General features: G+C 53.2%; 13 protein-coding genes and 1 pseudogene. 3 read left to right on the top strand and 11 right to left on the bottom strand.

Annotation, left to right across the window (positions count from 1 at the left end; all coding sequences use genetic code 11):
- Nucleotides 1-221 precede the first annotated feature (221 nt).
- A complete protein-coding gene (locus CWS43_RS23765) occupies nucleotides 222-566 on the top strand; it encodes a cupin domain-containing protein (RefSeq protein ID WP_101079626.1) in 345 nt (114 codons plus the stop codon).
- Between the two features lie 291 nt (nucleotides 567-857).
- On the opposite strand, the pseudogene CWS43_RS27850 reads toward CWS43_RS23765, so the two are convergent.
- Nucleotides 858-1,043 (bottom strand): annotated as a pseudogene (locus tag CWS43_RS27850) (dihydrodipicolinate synthase family protein); the annotation flags it as partial.
- A gap of 90 nt (nucleotides 1,044-1,133) precedes the next feature.
- On the opposite strand from CWS43_RS27850, the gene CWS43_RS23755 reads away from it, so the two are divergent.
- Both CWS43_RS23755 and CWS43_RS23750 read left to right on the top strand, forming a co-directional pair.
- Nucleotides 1,134-1,385, top strand: coding sequence for a type II toxin-antitoxin system Phd/YefM family antitoxin (locus tag CWS43_RS23755; protein WP_101079625.1), 252 nt, complete (start codon nucleotides 1,134-1,136; stop codon nucleotides 1,383-1,385).
- On the top strand, nucleotides 1,382-1,669 hold the full coding sequence (locus CWS43_RS23750; protein WP_101079624.1) for a type II toxin-antitoxin system RelE/ParE family toxin: 288 nt from the start codon (nucleotides 1,382-1,384) through the stop codon (nucleotides 1,667-1,669). Before CWS43_RS23755 ends, CWS43_RS23750 begins: the two co-directional genes overlap by 4 nt.
- 498 nt (nucleotides 1,670-2,167) lie before the next feature.
- On the opposite strand, the gene CWS43_RS23745 is transcribed toward CWS43_RS23750, so the two are convergent.
- From CWS43_RS23745 to trbB, 10 genes are all read right to left on the bottom strand, one after another.
- Complete coding sequence (locus CWS43_RS23745) at nucleotides 2,168-2,542, bottom strand: helix-turn-helix transcriptional regulator (RefSeq protein ID WP_101079623.1); 375 nt, start codon at nucleotides 2,540-2,542, stop codon at nucleotides 2,168-2,170.
- Between the two features lie 38 nt (nucleotides 2,543-2,580).
- The gene (locus tag CWS43_RS23740; protein WP_101079622.1) at nucleotides 2,581-2,847 is read right to left on the bottom strand and encodes a type II toxin-antitoxin system RelE/ParE family toxin; all 267 of its coding nucleotides are present in this window, start codon (nucleotides 2,845-2,847) and stop codon (nucleotides 2,581-2,583) included.
- Nucleotides 2,848-3,292: 445 nt separating this feature from the next.
- Nucleotides 3,293-4,396: a Replication protein gene (locus tag CWS43_RS23735; protein WP_232777181.1), complete on the bottom strand. Its 1,104-nt coding sequence runs from the start codon at nucleotides 4,394-4,396 to the stop codon at nucleotides 3,293-3,295.
- Nucleotides 4,397-4,454: 58 nt separating this feature from the next.
- A complete protein-coding gene (locus CWS43_RS23730) occupies nucleotides 4,455-4,658 on the bottom strand; it encodes an Hha/YmoA family nucleoid-associated regulatory protein (protein ID WP_101079621.1) in 204 nt (67 codons plus the stop codon).
- A 56-nt stretch (nucleotides 4,659-4,714) separates the two neighbouring features.
- The gene (gene traI / locus CWS43_RS23725) at nucleotides 4,715-9,886 is read right to left on the bottom strand and encodes a conjugative transfer relaxase/helicase TraI (protein WP_101079620.1); all 5,172 of its coding nucleotides are present in this window, start codon (nucleotides 9,884-9,886) and stop codon (nucleotides 4,715-4,717) included.
- On the bottom strand, nucleotides 9,883-12,093 hold the full coding sequence (gene traD, locus CWS43_RS23720; RefSeq protein ID WP_101079619.1) for a type IV conjugative transfer system coupling protein TraD: 2,211 nt from the start codon (nucleotides 12,091-12,093) through the stop codon (nucleotides 9,883-9,885). Before traD ends, traI begins: the two co-directional genes overlap by 4 nt.
- A gap of 648 nt (nucleotides 12,094-12,741) precedes the next feature.
- On the bottom strand, nucleotides 12,742-15,585 hold the full coding sequence (gene traG / locus CWS43_RS23710; RefSeq protein WP_101079617.1) for a conjugal transfer mating-pair stabilization protein TraG: 2,844 nt from the start codon (nucleotides 15,583-15,585) through the stop codon (nucleotides 12,742-12,744).
- A 1-nt stretch (nucleotide 15,586) separates the two neighbouring features.
- Nucleotides 15,587-16,942 (bottom strand): conjugal transfer pilus assembly protein TraH, encoded by a 1,356-nt coding sequence (gene traH, locus CWS43_RS23705; protein ID WP_101079616.1) that lies wholly within the window; start codon nucleotides 16,940-16,942, stop codon nucleotides 15,587-15,589.
- A complete protein-coding gene (locus tag CWS43_RS23700; RefSeq protein WP_101079615.1) occupies nucleotides 16,939-17,220 on the bottom strand; it encodes a hypothetical protein in 282 nt (93 codons plus the stop codon). Before CWS43_RS23700 ends, traH begins: the two co-directional genes overlap by 4 nt.
- A complete protein-coding gene (trbB, locus tag CWS43_RS23695; RefSeq protein ID WP_101079614.1) occupies nucleotides 17,217-17,759 on the bottom strand; it encodes a type-F conjugative transfer system pilin assembly thiol-disulfide isomerase TrbB in 543 nt (180 codons plus the stop codon). Before trbB ends, CWS43_RS23700 begins: the two co-directional genes overlap by 4 nt.
- Nucleotides 17,760-17,767 lie beyond the last annotated feature (8 nt).

Here is a 17,767-nt window from a genome sequence, read left to right as displayed (position 1 = left end):
GGCACTCCAGCTTCCGCTTTTGGCACGGAGCGGACTTGCTCGCTGCATGGTCCGCAATGAGCGAACAACGGACATTACGATCCTGTTTATATGCCCGATGCCAATACATTCATGACTTAAGGAATTAACCAAATATTAACCTGTTGCAAATTGATAGAATCTCTTGGTATAAAACCCCTAATACCTTGAAAGATAGTCATATGTATTAAAGGAGAAGTATGATGGTTTCAAAGGATAATGCAGAGCATTATGTCTGGGCCGACAATTGTGACGGTTGGTATCTAGTAAACCGCCAGGACATGCTAGTTATTCATGAAAAAATGCCCCCAGGTACTTCTGAAAAGCGACATTTTCACTCCGTTTCCAGACAGTTTTTCTTTGTTCTCACCGGTATTCTTTCAATGGAACTGGAAGGTGAAACGCATAATATTAAGGCCCAGCAGGGGCTGGAAATTCCCCCAGGGTCGAAACATCAAGCCAGAAACGATACTGAGTCTCCCGTAGAATTTATTGTAATTTCACACCCGACGACACGCGGGGATCGTTCTGACCTCCCTTTACCCTGATTACAACTCACGAAAAACTGCTATGGCTGGCCTTAACATAAGGTCAGCGCGCTATGTACTTAACGTACTAAGTCTTTGCAACGTCTGCTTTTGGCACAAATCGGACCGTCATACCTGCTTAAGTCACTGGGTTAGCGTAGGATATTTTCCGTTTTCCAAGCGGCCCCCTTACTGGTTTTTTCAGACTCGTCGGCGGGTAAAAAATCGCGGTAATTGTTTCAAAAGGACCGGTAAACTGCCAGTCCTGCGGAGAGATTACTTCAGCTCCAGCGCCCTAATCACATGGGTAATATCCGGGACGTCTGAGATCTTGACCGAGTTAACCCCCTCAAGTGATGAGAGACGACCATGTAGTTCATCCGTAAAGGTAAAATGCGTAGTGCCCGGATTTTCATAGATACACACCGGTACATACACGTGCCGGGTAACAGTCTCAAATAGTGAGAAGACTACTTCGTCACGGAGTGACTGGTAACTATAATAGGTGGTTTAAGTAAAAAGACCTGTTAATAGGTCTTTTCATCCCTTAGACTAAGAGCTGTCAAAAGGTCTTAGTCAGGAGGCAACATGCCAAATATTATTCTTAGCGACACCAGTGCGAGCATCAGCGAACTAAAAAAAAATCCCATGGGAACTGTAGGGGCAGGTGACGGGTATCCTGTGGCCATCCTGAACCGCAACCAACCTGCATTTTATTGCGTGCCCGCAAAATTATATGAACAAATGCTAGATGCGCTGGATGATCAGGAATTAATTAAGCTGGTTAGTGAGCGATGCAAAGAGGCGCTGGTTGAAGTGGATTTGGACCATTTTGCATGACATACACGATTAAGTTTCGTGAATCTGCAGCCAAAGAATGGGACAAGCTTGATAAGGCGCTTCAACAACAATTTGCTAAGAAACTGAAAAAGTGTTGCGAAAATCCTCATGTTCCTTCGGCCAAACTTCGCGGGATGCCCGGGTGTTATAAAATCAAACTGCGCGCATCGGGCTTCCGTTTAGTCTACGAAGTAATTGATAACTTCCTGATTATCGCAGTCGTAGCCGTTGGTAAAAGAGAACGCAGTGACGTCTATCAGTTGGCCAGTGAGCGTTTAAAATAACGTCCAGTGCAGATTTTTATGCCCGCCAGGGCATGCAGTCGACAGTAAATCTTCTTGGCAAACCGACGATCATCTGTCCCGGGTATCCTCAATCTCCCACTCTGCCTGCCAGACTTAACCAACGTAAAACCTCCACAGAACTTTAGGTACGCCGTCGGAGTGGTCACGGCAAGGCCTTGGTCGCAGCCGTGGCGTATCTCCGCGTTGGCGCCCTTTGGGCGCTTACGGGCGTGTTCCCCACAACCCAAACCGACATTCTCACAGCAACACCAATGTAGTAGTTACAACATCCGTCTATTAAAGCGGCACTGATCCCGGCCTTTGGCCGGGGCGGCGCGGCTTTTCAGGGCGATCGGGTTCCGCTCAGGGGTTACCGCTGTGCACGGTGCGATGTTCAGGGTCAGCTCGGGAGCCTCAGATTTGCACGGCGTAGATAAAGGGGGTGATGTGAATGTTGTAACTAATAAGATAGGCAGATAAACGAATGGACTGACAACATCAGTCCATGGTGAGTTGTTCAACTTTGCATTGGTACAACTGAGCCAGACGTTCGATGTTGTCTTTTCGTGGATTCTCGGACTTCTCGAACTGAGATACAGCGGCCTGTTTAATCCCCAGTTTTTCGGCAACATCCTTTTGGGTCAGACCACGGTAAATACGCCAGGCGGCCTGGATGGTGACATTTTTACTCAGCATGATTTCAACCACTTCATTTGGGATCTGTGCATCATCATGCTTACCCGGAGTAACGGTGATGTCTTCATAAAGCTCATCAAGATCGGCTTGTTGCATCAGACGCTCAAACAAGTCAATTGGAATGACAGCTGCCTGTTTTACGCCATGTTCATCAGTTATAAATTGAATGTGGTTCATAGAAAACTCCAGTCTGGATTACGTCTAATGCTATGGGCTCAGTACGTTGTCGATGTTCTTCTAGCGATACGCTGAATTGTGATCACAACCGGCTCACCGTTTTTGATTCTGTAAATGACCCGGTAGTCTCCGACACGCATCCTGAACTCCCCTTCTCCACCTGCCATCTTTTTTATATCGAGGTTAGCGACTAAGGCAGGATAGCGTTGCAGCAGGGATATCTTTTCACTGATTGCTTTCTGGTAGTTTCCCGGGATGCTCTTCAATTGTTTAAGAGCATGCTTTGTCCATTCGACTCTGGTCATGTCATTCCTTTGAAGCTGCAGCATCAACTTAAGATAAAATATAAGGCATGAAACCTTATATTGTCAAGTAAACCTTATATCGCGTTTAGGCTGCAGATTTACTGCCCGTAACGAAGTGAAGGGTGGAACTCACTTTGTTTTGAAGTGCGGATTTCAATACCGCACTGAAAACACTCCCTTTTTAAAGGGCTTCTTTTGTTCAGAAATTACGTTCGAAGTTAATGACTGAAGTCGTACCGTCGACGAAGTTAATTTTCGTACATGTGGGGATTCATCGTTTACCGAGTGGATATGCGTCACTTTGAAGGCAAAATTTGCGGAATTTATCGGTCGATAACGGTGTTAACAGATAAAAGCTAAGAAATGCGGGTATATAGGTGGGATCAGGATGTGAGCAGTCCCCATGCTGTCAGCACGGTGAAGGAGATGTCCATACTCGGGAGAGTTAACGGTTATTGGCAAGCTCGAGCAATAACCGGTAATACATTTCCGGTTCAGAACTCACCAGTCCCGGGTGTGCATGCCTGAATGACGTTTCGAGAGTCATTGCCTCATGAGGCATGACACTGTTTGACCACTGAACCCAGGCTCTGTAATACGGATGCTGCTGTTTACGCTTTCTGTTCAGTGCCCGTAGCTGGATGTCTTTGTCATCAAGTAAACGATCGATGCGTGCATTATCTTTATTTACCCGCATTTCCAGCTCACCTTCAAGGGTCGCCATAACAGTCTGCTTAAGCTCATCGAGATCCGGGCTGACAACCCACCGTTTGATTTGCTTCAGCCGGTTGCGCAAGGAATGTTTTCTTTTAAGGTCCAGGCCGAAAGCCTCAAGGCGCAATAAATGGTGCTCGTACTTTTTACGCAGGCTTTCTGTCAGCCCTTTTTTAAGCGCCCACAATTTAAACTTACCGAGCCACTCTCTAATTTCTTCGCCGGCGATCCCCCGCGAGGTAAAAAACTTATCGGCCAGCCAGATCCGCATCGGCTTGTTCTGACCAGCATCCGGATCTTTGTCGTGGTCAACAATGACATATTCCAGCTGTTCCATAACAGACAACGCTTCCCGCGGACTGTCATAGGCTTTCCGCCCGTTCTCATAGACATGCAGCATCCCTGCCGCTGCTGCAATTTGCTCAAAAGGCATCATGATTTCAAAGCAGTAGTCACTGTCGGGGTTATAGTCACAATGCGCGGCCATCGCCATGGAAAGAACCGTCAGCGTCTCACGGATCTCTTGCCTGGCCCTGATGCGCATGGGTTTCGGGACAAAATTTGGATTGTTACGTTTAGTGTAGGGAACATAACCTTTGCGCCTGAGAGCGATAAGATCCAGATTGCGGTGCCAGTCGTGGTTCTGAACGCGAGCCACCACTTTCGACGCGGTCCCTCTTGGAACGGCACAGCAAAGCTTAGGCGTGTGACGCCGGTGAATTTTGGAGCGCCCTTTGCGAAGTTTGTTAGACTCACCGCGCTTGTTTTTAACCGGTGTTTCTTCCCTGAATTCAGCAGTGCCACCTGCCGGCCCTTCCTGCTTTATATGACTCATATTGCGTTCACCCTTCCCTGACATAAGATTCCATTAACTGCCTAGCTCTGCCACGTCTTCAGTCAACCTGTTGCCAGACGGCTTTGGGTATCCGGTCAAACAATCTGCCGTTGATGATTTCAGCCCGCCGATGATCGGCTGCCAGCTCAAACTCATTGACCCATTCCTGAGGCAGTCGCTCCCTCTGATGACTGGTGACAAGCTCTAATGTGTGCAGCTTTGTGCAACGCCGTAGTTGCAGTAAAAAATCCATCTTTGTCATTGTCTGCCTCCTTTTAAGCACTGCCGCTGCCAGTCAGCGGCCGGTAGTTTTGTAATTCACTCACCGAGCGTTTTTTCAATGATGATTTCGCGTTCCAGTTGCTGAAGTTTTGTCGCCGACCGTTGCTGAGTTGCAACCTGCAAGACGGCAAGATCCTGACTAAGATCCGCAGGATCGGAATGTTTCCCTGCGGCTTCAGCCAGTGCCTTGCTGTCTGGCTCAGGTAATGACTTCGCCTGTTCTGCACGAACAGCATCAGCGGCAAGGCGCAGTTTTTCTTCCTCCGGTAACATGACAGCCGCCTGTGCTGCTTTATCCAGCGCAGCCTGCTTCTTCTCATCTTCTGAAGGGATAAATGGCAGAGGTTCGTTTTCCGGTTGCTGCGCCTGACGAAGGACTTCATCGTCCGTGGCCAGATGACTGCCAGTGATGCGGGGAATGTTGTGAGGAATGCCAGAGCCAGAAAGTCGGACAAGTACACCGCTGTCCGGATGCTGACGGGCTAACGCCAATCCTTCCTGAATATTGCCGGCGACGTGGGTATCGCCATTCCGGCTGACCTGCAGTCCGGCAAACCGGGCATCATCACTGCCCATGACTCGCGGCGCACCGTCCAGCCACGCGCCGCCGCCCTGCGGCATAAAGCGCACCTCATCGAGATAGACACCGGCGCGTTTACCGTTGCTGTCCCAGACCGGCAGTGCAATATGGGGCTGCGGGTACTTCTTCCCGGGGGCGATAAATTTCGCCATGCTCTCGCCAGCTTCCACACCGCTTGTCTGCAGAAGCTTTCTCCCGAGCGGGGTGTCCTGTAATGGCGTTGCCGTGGATAACAGCTTTTCTGCCACCTGCGCGGCACGGTCGGTGTCATAGTGCAGCAGATCATGCGCAGAGTGGCGACCGGCCTGCCGGTCGAGCTGTTTCAGCCAGCCCTCACGGTCATCCGTGAAGACCTGCACGTGCTCCTTTGCGCGCGACAAGGTCACATAACCCGATTCCCGCGTGGCCATCCGTTTACGACCACCCTCAGTACCTTCCAGCGTAATGACATACCGCTCACTGGCACCCTGTGCCCCGTGCGCCGTGACCGCGTAGGCCAGATCGATATGCCCATCTTCGACCAGGCGCCCCGGCTCCAGTACTTTTTCCTGTTCACCGTTAGTCAGCGTAATCCGGCCGCTGTTTTCCAGCTTGCTCACCTGCCACTGGCTGTTGGCCACATAGCCGCGTTCGTTATCGCTGCGGGTAAAACGCATGCGGTCGCCGGTACTGACGCTGATATCGCGGGGGACATACAGCGAAATGTCCTGCGTACTGTTTTCAAAATTGGAAATCACCGTGGGTTTACCCGACGCATCGTTCAGCGTAACCATCCCCTGCCCGATATCCACATCGCTGACCGTCATATGCTGATTGTTCATGACGGCCACGTGTCCAAGGTAGGCACTGAAACCGCCGGCTTTACGCAGCGCATTCTCCGGGACGCGCGCAGGCTCCAGCACGGTCAGCGTCAGTTCGCCCCTGCCCAGCTCACCGTTTTTCTTCAGCGCATCGTGAATACTTTGGTTAATGGCATGGCGGTCGGCGTTGAGGTGTGCAACGACCAGCGTTTGAGCCTGCGCAGGTGGCGTACGCCCTGCAAAATCACGGGTGATCGCGTCGATAACGTCTGCGGGTTCATTTAAGGAAGACAGATCTGCGCCTGGACGATCGTCTGCCGGTGATTTGAATTCCATGACCGAGGAGGCCGGCGCCCACGCCTCCGTTTTACGATGGATTTGTGCAGGCGACACGGCTTCCACTTTCTCCAGCGCGCCTCTGGCATCACCTTCGATCATGCTGTAGATAGCCGGGCGCAGTTCAGGAGTCTGACGCACAATGTCCTGCATCACGGCGGTATCAATAGGGCTGCGACTCTGCAGCAGACGGAACGGCTGGCCGGGTTCAACAGGCTGCAACTGCGCGACGTCGCCGCTGTTAATAGCACGCCCGCCCGTATCAGCAATGCGCTGGTAAAGTTCGGCCATGTCGCGGTTGCCCACCATCGAGGACTCATCCACCAGGAACAGCGTATTGCCGTAGTCGGTCTTCTCTCCGGCCAGGTTCTTCTGACGCTCCTCGCTCAGAAATGACGCCAGCGTCTGCGCCTGTACGCCGACCGACTGCATCTCATGTACGGCGCGGTGGGTCGGTGCCAGGCCGATAACCTGCGGTCGCTGTTTTTCAGGCAGGCTGCCTATCGCCGCCATCACGGCTTTAAACTGGGTGGTTTTACCCGTGCCGGCGTAACCCTGTATGGCCACAAAGCGGTCGGGGCTTTCGAGGATAAGTTTGGTCGCGGCCTGCTGACCGCCGGTCAGCCCGGCGAGGTATTTCTCCGGCACGGCGTCCATCAGCGGCGCGACAGCACCTTTGCCTTCCGCGACGGTGCGGATGATAGATTTCTCCATCTCATAGGTGATGCGCGTCACAATCAGACCACTGCCGGCACCGGCGACGGGTGACAGACTGATCAGGTCACCGCTTTTAACCTGCCGGTCGATTTCAGCGCTGGCCTCAGACACCGTCACGTCCGGCGACCAGCCGAGCGAGGCGGAAATCAGGTTGGCTTTGCTGAACGCGATATTATGTGACTGCGCCTGGCTGAGGCCCAGCATGACCGACTGCGCTACCGGTGTGTTCAGAGAGTCGCGGTTTTTCAGCATGGCAGCATCGAGGTTTCGCTCACCGGCTACTTCCTTCACCTGCTCACTGGCTACCCTGAAGTTGGGATTGCTGACCAGCCTCTTTTCCGCCCTGTCCTGCGGGAGTGCGGTGTAAATCCTCGCCTTAGACCCGCTGCGGGATAGCTGGTTGAGCGCGGCGGTGTTGAGGTCGCGGGTGCCGGTGGCGGCCAGCACCACTTGGTTATCACTGACGCTCGCACCCAGCCCCTCCACCAGCGGAGAGGCCAGCTTAAGAGCACGTGAGGTATCCAGTACCAGCGACGACTCGCCTTTGCCAACAACGATGCCACCGTCCACAAAGCCGGTGACCGTCAGGCCGTCCCGCGCTTTGATTTTACCTTCCAGCTCGCGGCCCACCGCCATCAGAGGCTCCCCGATGGCGACCGGCAGCGTTTTATTCACAAAGGCGCTCCAACTGCTGTCGAGACCACTGATTTTCTCAACACGTACTTCGCCGTTCTCTGAAACCAGACGCAGGGTGTTGGTGCTGTCGGTGACGCGGTCGACGCTGTATCGCGTCATGGTTTTGGTGTCTTTGTCCCACTGCTCCATCACCATGCCTGCGCGGTAGGTGTCGCGCTGGGTGCGGGTTTTGCCGTCCAGCCAGACCGGTTGAATAACGGACATCTGGCGTTCGTCTTTGCCCAACTGGCCGGTCGCATGCAGTTCTGCCCGGATAGCCGTATTGAGCAGCGCCTGTTCGCGCCGACCGCTGGCCTGTGCCACCACCGGCTGACCTTCGGCCATAAGCGCAGCATAGTCCTGTGCTAGGCGGTCATACCGCTGGCGTTTGTCGCTCTCACTGACTACTGTGGTCAGTGTTTTCTGACCGTCATAAAACCGGTACTGCGGCACGCCGGCGTCTTTAAGTACGGACAGCGCGTTACCGGTGCCGGTGCGGTTCTCAGAGTCAATGAACAGCATCTGCACCCCCTGCGCCTGGCCTTTTTCGAGGATCAGCAGGGTCTCTTTCAGGGACAGCTTTTCTGCCTGAGCCACAACCAGCGTGCTCTGAGGCGGCAGCGTCATGTCGGCGGTCAGGGCACTGCGCGACATCACCTTTCCGGCGAGCTGCGGGTCAAGGGAGAGAAAATCCCGTCCGCGGTTATCTGCCGCAAGGACGACCACGTCCCGCCCGTTCTCACCGGCCATGATGGCCGCATCGGTGACGCGGTCACGCAGTTGGGTCGCCCCGCCACGCCCGGAGAGAATGGCCACCGGCGATTTATCCTGACTAAGAACGGAGTAAGCATCGGCGTAGGAACGGGAGCGCTCCACTGCACGCTCTGGAAAACTCAGTACGCGGTTTTCCTGCATCGCGGTTTTCGCCAGCTGATGCACGCTGAGTTCATTGAGAAGGTGAATATCAGAGGTGAAGATGCCCTTCTCTTTATCCAGCGGGATAAGACGCTGCTGCTCAACGGCCGCGTCGATGCCGTCGCGCACGCGGGCAAACAGTCCGGGTTCAGCAGGCAGCTGCGACGCGGTTTTGGCCAGCATGTCGGAATAGGTAAACTGCACTTTGCTGTCGCTGAGCGTGGAGATGGCATTACCTATGGCGGTGGCCATGTCAGGGGCAACGCCGGCGGGTTCGCTGACGCCTGCGCCGCGCAGCGCACGCGCCTTCGCCCGTCCGACAAAGTCCGGCAGGTTAAACCCGGTTTCTTTCAGCCTCTCGTTCCATTCTGCTACCAGCACCAGCGGGTCGGAGGCCACTTTGGCCTTGCGTGAATCCAGTGCGGCAACGTCGCGCACATGCCGGGGCGCGTCAGCGCCTACGGCATCGACAATGGCATTATGACGCTGTGAAAACGGCTCAACCGGGACATCCTTTATCTCCCAGAGGCCATTTTTCCCGGCATCGCGGGTTTCAAAACCCATTTTCTCCACGTCCTGACGCAGGGAATGCTGATAGATTTTGCCCAGCGCTATCTGGTTGGCGTACATCGTCTCGGAAAAGCCGGTTTTCATTTTGGTGTCGCTGGCCAGCGCCCGCCATTTCCCGTCAGCTTCGGTAGCATTAAACACCAGCGCGTGGGTATGCAGCTGCGGGTCTAAGTCGCGGGAGGTATCGTGGTTATACAGCGCGGCAACAATATTGCCGGTCAGCACGGTCTGGGTCTGGCCACCTTCGGTAATGCGCGCGCTGGCCAACGCCTCCACTTCTTTCATGACGGTATCAACCGCACGGTTGTGCGCGTTAATAAACCGCCGGTCGCCGCCAATGAGAGCCATCATCGATACGCTTTTGGGCGCCGAAAACGTCAGGTCATAGCCGGGCCGGTGTGTCTCTTTCCCGTTTTCAACGCGCGACAGCACCGAGCCGTCCGGCAATACGCCGTGTTTCATGGCGTTCATCTCGGCGTCCAGCACCTGCCCGGACAGGCCCAGATTTTCAGCGCCTTCCCCCAGCCAGCGGGACTCGAGGCTGCCGAGTACGTAGTAATTATCCTGGCTTGAGTAATAACCGGCATCCCCGGCTATCGTGCTGATACTCATCATAATAAATACCCTCCGTCGTCATCTTTTTCATGCTCATGACGGGCATGATTGATATTCACTTCTTCACGACGGGTGGCTTCCTGCGTTTCGGACTGGGCGGCGTACAGCTCATAAGCGTCAAAGTCAACAATTTCGCCGTCTTCGCTCATGCCAGGGGGAAGCTCAATATCGATTTCTTCATCACGGCCACCGGCGGATGCCGTCTCAGCAGTCTCTGCCGCCGCAACTGCTGCAGCGACAGGTGTTGTCACCCTGGGCGCGGAGGACATGTTCATTCCCGTGCTTGCGGGAACCGGCGAAGGCGGCATGTTGGCCTGACTGCCTGCGGGGATCACGGCGGCAGTTGCAGGCAGTGTCGTCGCAACTGGCGGTGTTTCGACCGGTGCGTGCTGGCTGAATAACGCATCCATCATGCTTTCTTCCGCCCCACGCCTTTCGAGGTCTTCTTCTATCTCCGGGTCAAGGCTGGATTCGACATCGCGTTCCAGGATGGCCTCGGCGACTTTCGGCAGTTTCTGGTACTTCAGGGCCATTTTCACCACCGGATAATCGCCCGGCAGCGTGACGAAGCACTCCAGGTCTTCCAGCTTCTGCACGTCGGTATGGCTGACGATATTGACCCGTTCCTCCTCCTTGCCGAACGAGATACCATCACGCACGGACTCATTACCAAAGCTGGTTTGTTCGCTAAATTTTTTACGCACGGTCTCACCGATGTCTTCTGCGACAAATTTGGACACGGCCGCACTCGGCGAACGGAAGAAATACTTGGTGTTGAGCAGGTCAAACATCGCCTCGGCAGCCTTGGTACCATAGAGTTCTTCTATCTGTGGGAAAGACTGAAACCCGAGGGCAAAACATCCGCCGAATTTACGTCCTTCGGCGATAACTTCAGGCAAAACTGGAAGTTTGTGCAGCGATTTCAATTCGTCGTAGAAGAACCAGACGCGCCGGTGGCGGTTCTCACCCATTGACAGCAGGCTGTCGGCGGCAATGCTCAGCCACATGGAAATGACCGGTTTGAGCGACTCATGATGCTGCTGGTTAGAGGTGATAAACAGCCACGGATTTTTGGCACCAACCTTCGTGCCCTGCATCCATTCACGGATGGTGAATTTGGGTTTACCGCTGCGGTCGATGCCCTGCAGATAGCGCATGGCCTTCACGTAGTTGGTCAGTACGCTTCGGATCGAGATAGCCGTTTTCTCAATTTTCCCGTCCACCAGCGTCGCGGCAGGCGTACCAGCGAGAAACTCGCGCAGCTTGTCGAGCTTGATGGCCAACAGGGTGCGCAGGAATTTGTTGTAGCTCAGTTCCCGGTCTTTACGCATACGGTGCGCTGCTTCAGAAAAGATAGTTCGCGCTGAACCCTGCCAGAACGGATCTTCAGATGCTCCCATCGGGATAAGCGTGGTAGAAACGCTTTCAAGCGACGGTAAGGTCGGACATTCACGCCACATGTCCCAGTTAGCGCATCGTGCATCTAGCGGGTTAAGGATGATGTCCTTAGACGCGTCATAGTATTCTTCAACGAAGGTACAGCCCTTGTCATAGATAATGACCAGATCGCCGCGCTCACGCAGGTAGGTCAGAAATTTGCGCATCAGCGTGGATTTACCGGAACCCACAGTGCCGTGCATACCGAAGTTCTGAATTTCGCTGTCTTTCTTAATCGGCAGATCGTCGACTTTAATATCCGATGCTTGATCGCGGCTTTTCATCATTCTGGCGACAGCTTTCGCGTCGATATTTAATACGCGGCCGCCGGTGATCTCATCTTCACTCTGTTTTTTACCCAGGTGGCCCAGATACCAGAAAAATACACCTGTACCGATAAAGACCATAACCAGCGATATCAGCGCAGAAATAATGATTTCCTGCTTCAGCAGTTGTCCGCAATATGAAGTGTAGGAATCACTGACTATTTGCATCGCAGTGTAGTTAAGTTTTTTGCCGTAATAATCCAGATGGTAAACCGTCGGATTAACAATGTGCTTCTGGAACGGTGCTATTGTTGTGGCATACCAATACATCAGCCCATTCATGATGTTCTGTGTGCTCATGCGAATAAATAATGTCGCAACCGTAATGATCAGGAACGACATAATCATATAAAACGAAATGATGTGGTTTATTTGCAGGAACATCCGCAGGCGCATAAACGCAACCTGCCCGCCCTGCGTAAAGTCGCGGGAGTTAAAGCTCATACCTTATCCTTAGGCAAAGGGAGGGCCAGACCTCACGCCGTGACGTGAGGTTTAGTAGTCAAATTCAGTCAGTGTTTACTCGGGTTTTTTAAGCGTACCGTCAGGTTTCTTCCCCCGCCATGCGGATATCGCAGACGTAAATATTGAAAAGTCATACCTTCCTAAATCTATAGTACTAATGAAGTATAAAACTATCAAACTCACGAATTGAGTAATACAAGTAACCTCAGGGTCTAGATTTAACAAACAGGTAAATAAAGCAACCGCCAATCCCATTAGCAACCAAACGTAAAGATACATTTTTACCCGAGCAGAATAAAACCTAATAACCATGCTGTTCTCTCTAACCTCAGGAGGCAAAGACAAAAACCGTCCCATTATTGATGATGACGTAAAAAAAATAAAAATAGCGAGACAAGTCGAGAAAAGTAATGGGAACAGAGTAAACATGTTCAACGGCATACCTTCCATGATCGGCCGTATAAAAGATATCGCCTGAAAAACAATGGTGCATAGTGATACTTTTAATCCAGGCACGAATATTGAAAAAAACGATGGGATATTACCCTCCGATGATTTCAAAACCCGAACTATGTTATCCACATCATCTCTAATCATTGCATGAGTTACTTTCATGGCTCCCTCCATTTATTTCTCCACGCCAAATTTATTAGAGGCTTTGTCGATTTTACGTTGGGCCTCGTCTAAAGATGGGTTGTTTTTTGTCGGATGTTCAGTCGCTTCCGAGTATCCACTTGCAAATTTACCTTCGGCCATTTGGTGAGCCTGACTCAACCCCTTCCGGTCACTATTTATACCATCTTTTGCTGTATTTATCTCCAGTTGTGACGATGTAAAGCTCTGATTTGTGTCCCCAATCATGGTATCTACACGACCGCTGTTATCAGTGCGGATCGCAGAGGAATCAGATCTGGACTGAATTTCCCTTTCCCCCTGTTGATAAGCATTACTGCCTTGATGGATGGTTACATGTCCCCCATCAGGCATGCCATCAGAAAGAGAAGCCCGATTCGCCTCGAAATTCCCTTCAACACGGGAATGCACTTTGTCCTTCATGAATTGTTCTGCAAGCTGTTCCCGGTCTGCTCGTATTTCCGGGCTGGCCGTATTGGTCAGTATTGCCTCTGCACGCTCAGGTGCTTGAGCCTGAACATAGCCCACAAACTCCTGCGCATAATTACTCTGGGTCTGAGCACTCATGGTTTCAGATTGAGAAGCAATCTGGCTGTATTCGTGGCTTCGGGTCATACTGTCGGTATATTGCTGGTATTGACTGTCGGCCTCAGTCAATGTGGCACTCAGCTGCTCAAGCTTAGAATTGGACGAATTATCAGCGTGACTACCCGATTCAGAAGTCCGAGCGCTGGTGACCATGTCCATGCCTTTCTTAAAGTTTAAGACCTCTTGGTTAGTTTTATCTTCCGATTTATCTGTAGCGCTTGATGAAGATTTTTGAGTATTATGCGAATCACCATCCGTTTTTGTTTTGTCAATACTTCCATGTAGATCACCTTTAACTGCTACGCCGGTAGCAAATCCTGCCATTTTTCCTGCAACTTGTCGGCTGGAATCAAATCCAATACTTCCCCCAATACCGTAGCCCTTCTGAAGACGTTCAGCTTGTTCATGTAATTCACTAAACGCTTGATTCTCGCTGATATGATTTCGCTCAGCATAAGATTTAGCTTGTGACGCCATGATACTACTGCCTTCCGTAATCTGACGTGCATGTGAGGTGTCCGCCCCCAGCGTCAGCGTAGAGCTATTTCCAGACTGTGAGGCAAACTGTTTCACCTGATTGAAAGCACTGTTCACCGAGTGGTTGTACCCCGACAGGTGGCTTTGGGACTCAGCCAAACTTTCACGGGCAGAACGCTGCGCCGCACTGCTCTCAGCTTTCCCAAAGTTGATATCCATCGGCAATTTCGACATCGCGCTGGTCGTGTTGTAGACCGTCCCCCCGTCCCCGGTCTGCGTGACCAGTGCGCCGGTGCCGGTCTGATTGGTTATCTGCCCGCTGGCGTGGCTGCTGTTGGTGTCCCACTTGCCGCCCTGCACGTTATCCGTCTGCATGTTGTTGAACGACCAGTTGCCGTCCACGGCCTGTGAAGAGGACTGCGACGCAGAACTCTGCATGGCGGAACCCAGATAACTGCCCGCCTGCGACACACCGTTGCCCAGCCCTTTAACCAGATAGAAGGCAAGGAAAGGAATGGACAACGCCAGCCAGCCTGCGGTTGTACCGACATCGGAGAACATCTGCTGTCTTTCTGACAGATTGGACAGCGTCACCGCGATACCGCTGGTTTTCTCCTGCAGATTCGAATTCATGGCGTTGTTCAGGATCGCAAACAATACCGGCCAGCTCTGCAGATATGCGAACGTGAACATGTAGCCTTTCATAACCTCAAACGACAGCGTGCTGATCATGGCAATCACCAGCAGCAGCGGGAACAGGCCAATCAGCACGCCGGTCAACACCGTCTGCATCACCGGCAGCGTACGGGTGGCGATGCTGGCACTGGTGGCCTGCGACATGCGCATTTTGGCAAACGAGGACTCCGCCGACAGGTTAACTAAGCTGGCTGTATCCCCGTTGCGCGCCGCATAGCCTGCAAAGCCGTGACGCAGGGCGTTGAGGGTGACGTTATGACGCATAATCTCGCTGGCACTTTTGCCTGCGCCGTAAAAATACTGGTAACTGTCACCCATCAGCTGGCTGTACAGCGCGGCCCGCTCAGGCTTGTCGCCCAGATACTTGCGGATATAATGCGTCCACGTGGTGCCTCCGACGCTGGCGTCGGTGTTCATCATCTTCTGCAGGATGGCCGCCGACTCCTGGCAGGTCATAAACTTGCCCTCCTCGTTAAACATGCCGCGCAGCGGGCTGGGCTTGCTGAAGATCAGCGTATAAGGGTCTGCGCTGTTCATCAGGTCGTTCATGCTGTATTTCTTATTGAGCAGCATGTCCCCGACCACGCAATTCTGAACATAGTCCGCGAACATGTCGGTTTGTTCCGCACTGACCGACTCATAGTCCGTGCTGCTGCCAACCAGCGTCGCGCCGAACAACATCCCCGTCTGGCTGTAGGCCAGCGCGTCGGGCTGATGCATAAAGAACTCATATCCGGCCACCAGACCGTGTCCGACGGTGGTGATCATCGTCGCCGGCAGTACCAGTCCGACAGGGACGTTATCCACCTGATAGACTTCATGCGGGCTGGTCGCATCGATGATTTGTACCGGCCGGGTCACATTTATCAGCACGTTAATAATCGTGAGGATCATGGCCCATTTCACCAGTGTGAAAATATCGTGGGTGCGTATCCAGGCAACGGCGCAGGTCACGACAGACAGTACGGTGCCAATCGTCATCAGACTGCGGCCGGTATCCGACTGGGTAAAGGCTGCAACGGCATTCAGTGAATCCCGAAACCATGCGCCGCCGCTGATAGTGTAAATAACGTCCATTTTATTCTCCCGTAAACCGGTAGTTGCCCTGATAGCGCTGAATAAGACGGCTTGAGACCTGTTGGCGCAGATAACTCATCTGCCTTTCTACCGCCATCACCGCATCCTGTTTGATCTGCACCCGCGTCTGTAGTTCGGCAATCAGCGTGGTCGCCTGGGTCAGGCTTTTGTCGAGCTGGTCGGCCACCTCACCCGGATAGCTTTTACCCCCCATCAGCGTGCGGACCTGCTTAATCATCTCGTTCATGTACTGCATCATGATGTCGTAGCCGATGTAGTCAGCCAGCTGATACACCACGGCGGGGCCGATATTGACCGACAGCGGGTCGACCAGATAGCGCAGCACCGGAATGCTGGTCGCTTCCAGAAAACCCTTTTCAGCCACAGAAAGCGGGTCATCACTCACCGCCTTGTCCTGAATGCCTTTGAGCAGGGCGATAACCTGGCCGTTCATGGAATTTCCCGCACTGATAGTGATGCTGGTCAGCCTCGGGTTCAGGCACAAATCACTACTGTCGCAGGCGTAGATGTTCGCACTGCCGCCGTTCATCATCGCCTTCAGCACGTCCTCATTGGTGGTGATCGGAGACAGGATTTTTATCTGCCCGTTGGCGTCATAAATCAGTGAGCCGGTCAGACTCATCGCAAACTCGGCCAGCGTCTGATTGCTGCTGAACATGCCCTTCTCTTTAATGGCATCCCACATCACGTTCTTGTTTTTCATGACCTGATCTTTGGTCTTGTCGCTGGCCTTGTTGGTGACGCTGTCATAGCTGCCGCCCACCGTGCAGCCCTGCTGTGACGCTGCCCAGTCGGAGAACAGGTTGCTTTCGCCGGCAATGTCCTGGCACACCTTTTTCTGACTCACCGCCGTGCGCGGGAATAGCCCGCCGACGATGCCCTGCGCCGCCTGGCAACTCGACATATTGGCGCTGTTCACATCCGAGGCCAGCTTTTGCAGGAAGTCCTTGGCCTGCTTCATTTCCGGGACGGTGGTCTGCAGGGCAAGGTCGAAAAAGTAGCCCGCCGCGTTGCCCATGATTTGTTTCACAAAGCGCTGCAGTTCCTCACCGTTGATGTGTGAAAAAGAACCGAGATAGGCGTCAATCCCCCCGCAGCCGGCACTCATGCTGGGTAATGACAGGGAGACCATCTGGATTTGCCGTACGGAGGTGCGCATATACATCGAGCCACCGCTGGCATAGCCCGCCGCCTGCCCCTGCCAGACCTGCGGCCTTGAAGTGTTGCCGTCAAAGCCCAGCTTGCCGAAGAAGTTGTTCATGTCGCTGTTCACATCCGCACAAACAGGTGTGGCAAACAGCAAGGCGATAAGAAAGGTGAGTGTCGTTCTCTTCATCGTGTGCCACCTTTGCGTGCGTTGTATTTACGCCACTGACACGTAATAACCCGCATCGCATCATCCACCATCAGTCCAGCACATCCCGCAGCAGTGACGGTCACACCCGCCACAAAAAAGCCGAGGGGAAGCGGCTTGTGCAGGAACCCCCACAGGCCAAAAGACAGGCCGACGGCAACCAGAATTAGCAGTCCGGCTAATATCACATACAGTGAAATCGTCTTAAGCAGCGAGTCTGGCTGACTGCCAGGCCGGTTTTTGAAGAATGAAAACCTCATTTCACTCTCCCGCTCATCGCGACCTGAAACACCTCATCCAGACGCGAAGCCAGCGCCGGTTTGTCCACCGCACCCTGCAACAGCGGATAGGTGGCCAGCGTGTGGACGTTGACTAGAAAGGTGGTTGGCGTGGCCACCGGCATGCCCGGCGTGAAGAACTGCACCATAACCTCCGGCGTCGCCTGCAGCGCATCCGGGAATGCCGCGTCACCTTTTGCATCGAGGCTGAACGCCGTCACCGACAGGCCGCTTTCCTCCGAAAATGCTTTTAGCATCGGGTCAAACCGCTGGCAGTACGCGCAGGTGGACTGCATAAACACCACGACTTTCCAGTCGTTCAGGTTGACGCGCTGACCGTTACTCAGTGTTGCCCAGCGGGCCGGTTTCACAGCGGATTTAGCAGGCTCAACCGGCGCTGACGTGGAAGGATTTCCTTTAGCTGCCTCTATCGCCCGGATGTCATCCCTGGTCGACGCCTGCGCGGTGAGGCTCAGCAAAAGCGCAGATAAGCAGGCCGTTTTTATACGTTTACGCATCATGATTAGTC

The sequence above is a fragment of the Rahnella sp. AA genome, assembly GCF_002834385.1.
In the GTDB taxonomy this organism is placed as follows: domain Bacteria; phylum Pseudomonadota; class Gammaproteobacteria; order Enterobacterales; family Enterobacteriaceae; genus Rahnella.
Note: the sequence above shows the minus strand (reverse complement) of the source record. Positions and strands in the feature narration are given on the sequence as shown.

Coding starts and splice junctions, on each gene's coding strand:
- CWS43_RS23765 (WP_101079626.1), top strand. CDS start 222: ATGGTTTCAAAGGATAATGCAGAGCATTATGTCTGGGCCGACAATTGT.
- CWS43_RS23755 (WP_101079625.1), top strand. CDS start 1,134: ATGCCAAATATTATTCTTAGCGACACCAGTGCGAGCATCAGCGAACTA.
- CWS43_RS23750 (WP_101079624.1), top strand. CDS start 1,382: ATGACATACACGATTAAGTTTCGTGAATCTGCAGCCAAAGAATGGGAC.
- CWS43_RS23745 (WP_101079623.1), bottom strand. CDS start 2,542: ATGAACCACATTCAATTTATAACTGATGAACATGGCGTAAAACAGGCA.
- CWS43_RS23740 (WP_101079622.1), bottom strand. CDS start 2,847: ATGACCAGAGTCGAATGGACAAAGCATGCTCTTAAACAATTGAAGAGC.
- CWS43_RS23735 (WP_232777181.1), bottom strand. CDS start 4,396: ATGAGTCATATAAAGCAGGAAGGGCCGGCAGGTGGCACTGCTGAATTC.
- CWS43_RS23730 (WP_101079621.1), bottom strand. CDS start 4,658: ATGACAAAGATGGATTTTTTACTGCAACTACGGCGTTGCACAAAGCTG.
- traI (WP_101079620.1), bottom strand. CDS start 9,886: ATGATGAGTATCAGCACGATAGCCGGGGATGCCGGTTATTACTCAAGC.
- traD (WP_101079619.1), bottom strand. CDS start 12,093: ATGAGCTTTAACTCCCGCGACTTTACGCAGGGCGGGCAGGTTGCGTTT.
- traG (WP_101079617.1), bottom strand. CDS start 15,585: ATGGACGTTATTTACACTATCAGCGGCGGCGCATGGTTTCGGGATTCA.
- traH (WP_101079616.1), bottom strand. CDS start 16,942: ATGAAGAGAACGACACTCACCTTTCTTATCGCCTTGCTGTTTGCCACA.
- CWS43_RS23700 (WP_101079615.1), bottom strand. CDS start 17,220: ATGAGGTTTTCATTCTTCAAAAACCGGCCTGGCAGTCAGCCAGACTCG.
- trbB (WP_101079614.1), bottom strand. CDS start 17,759: ATGATGCGTAAACGTATAAAAACGGCCTGCTTATCTGCGCTTTTGCTG.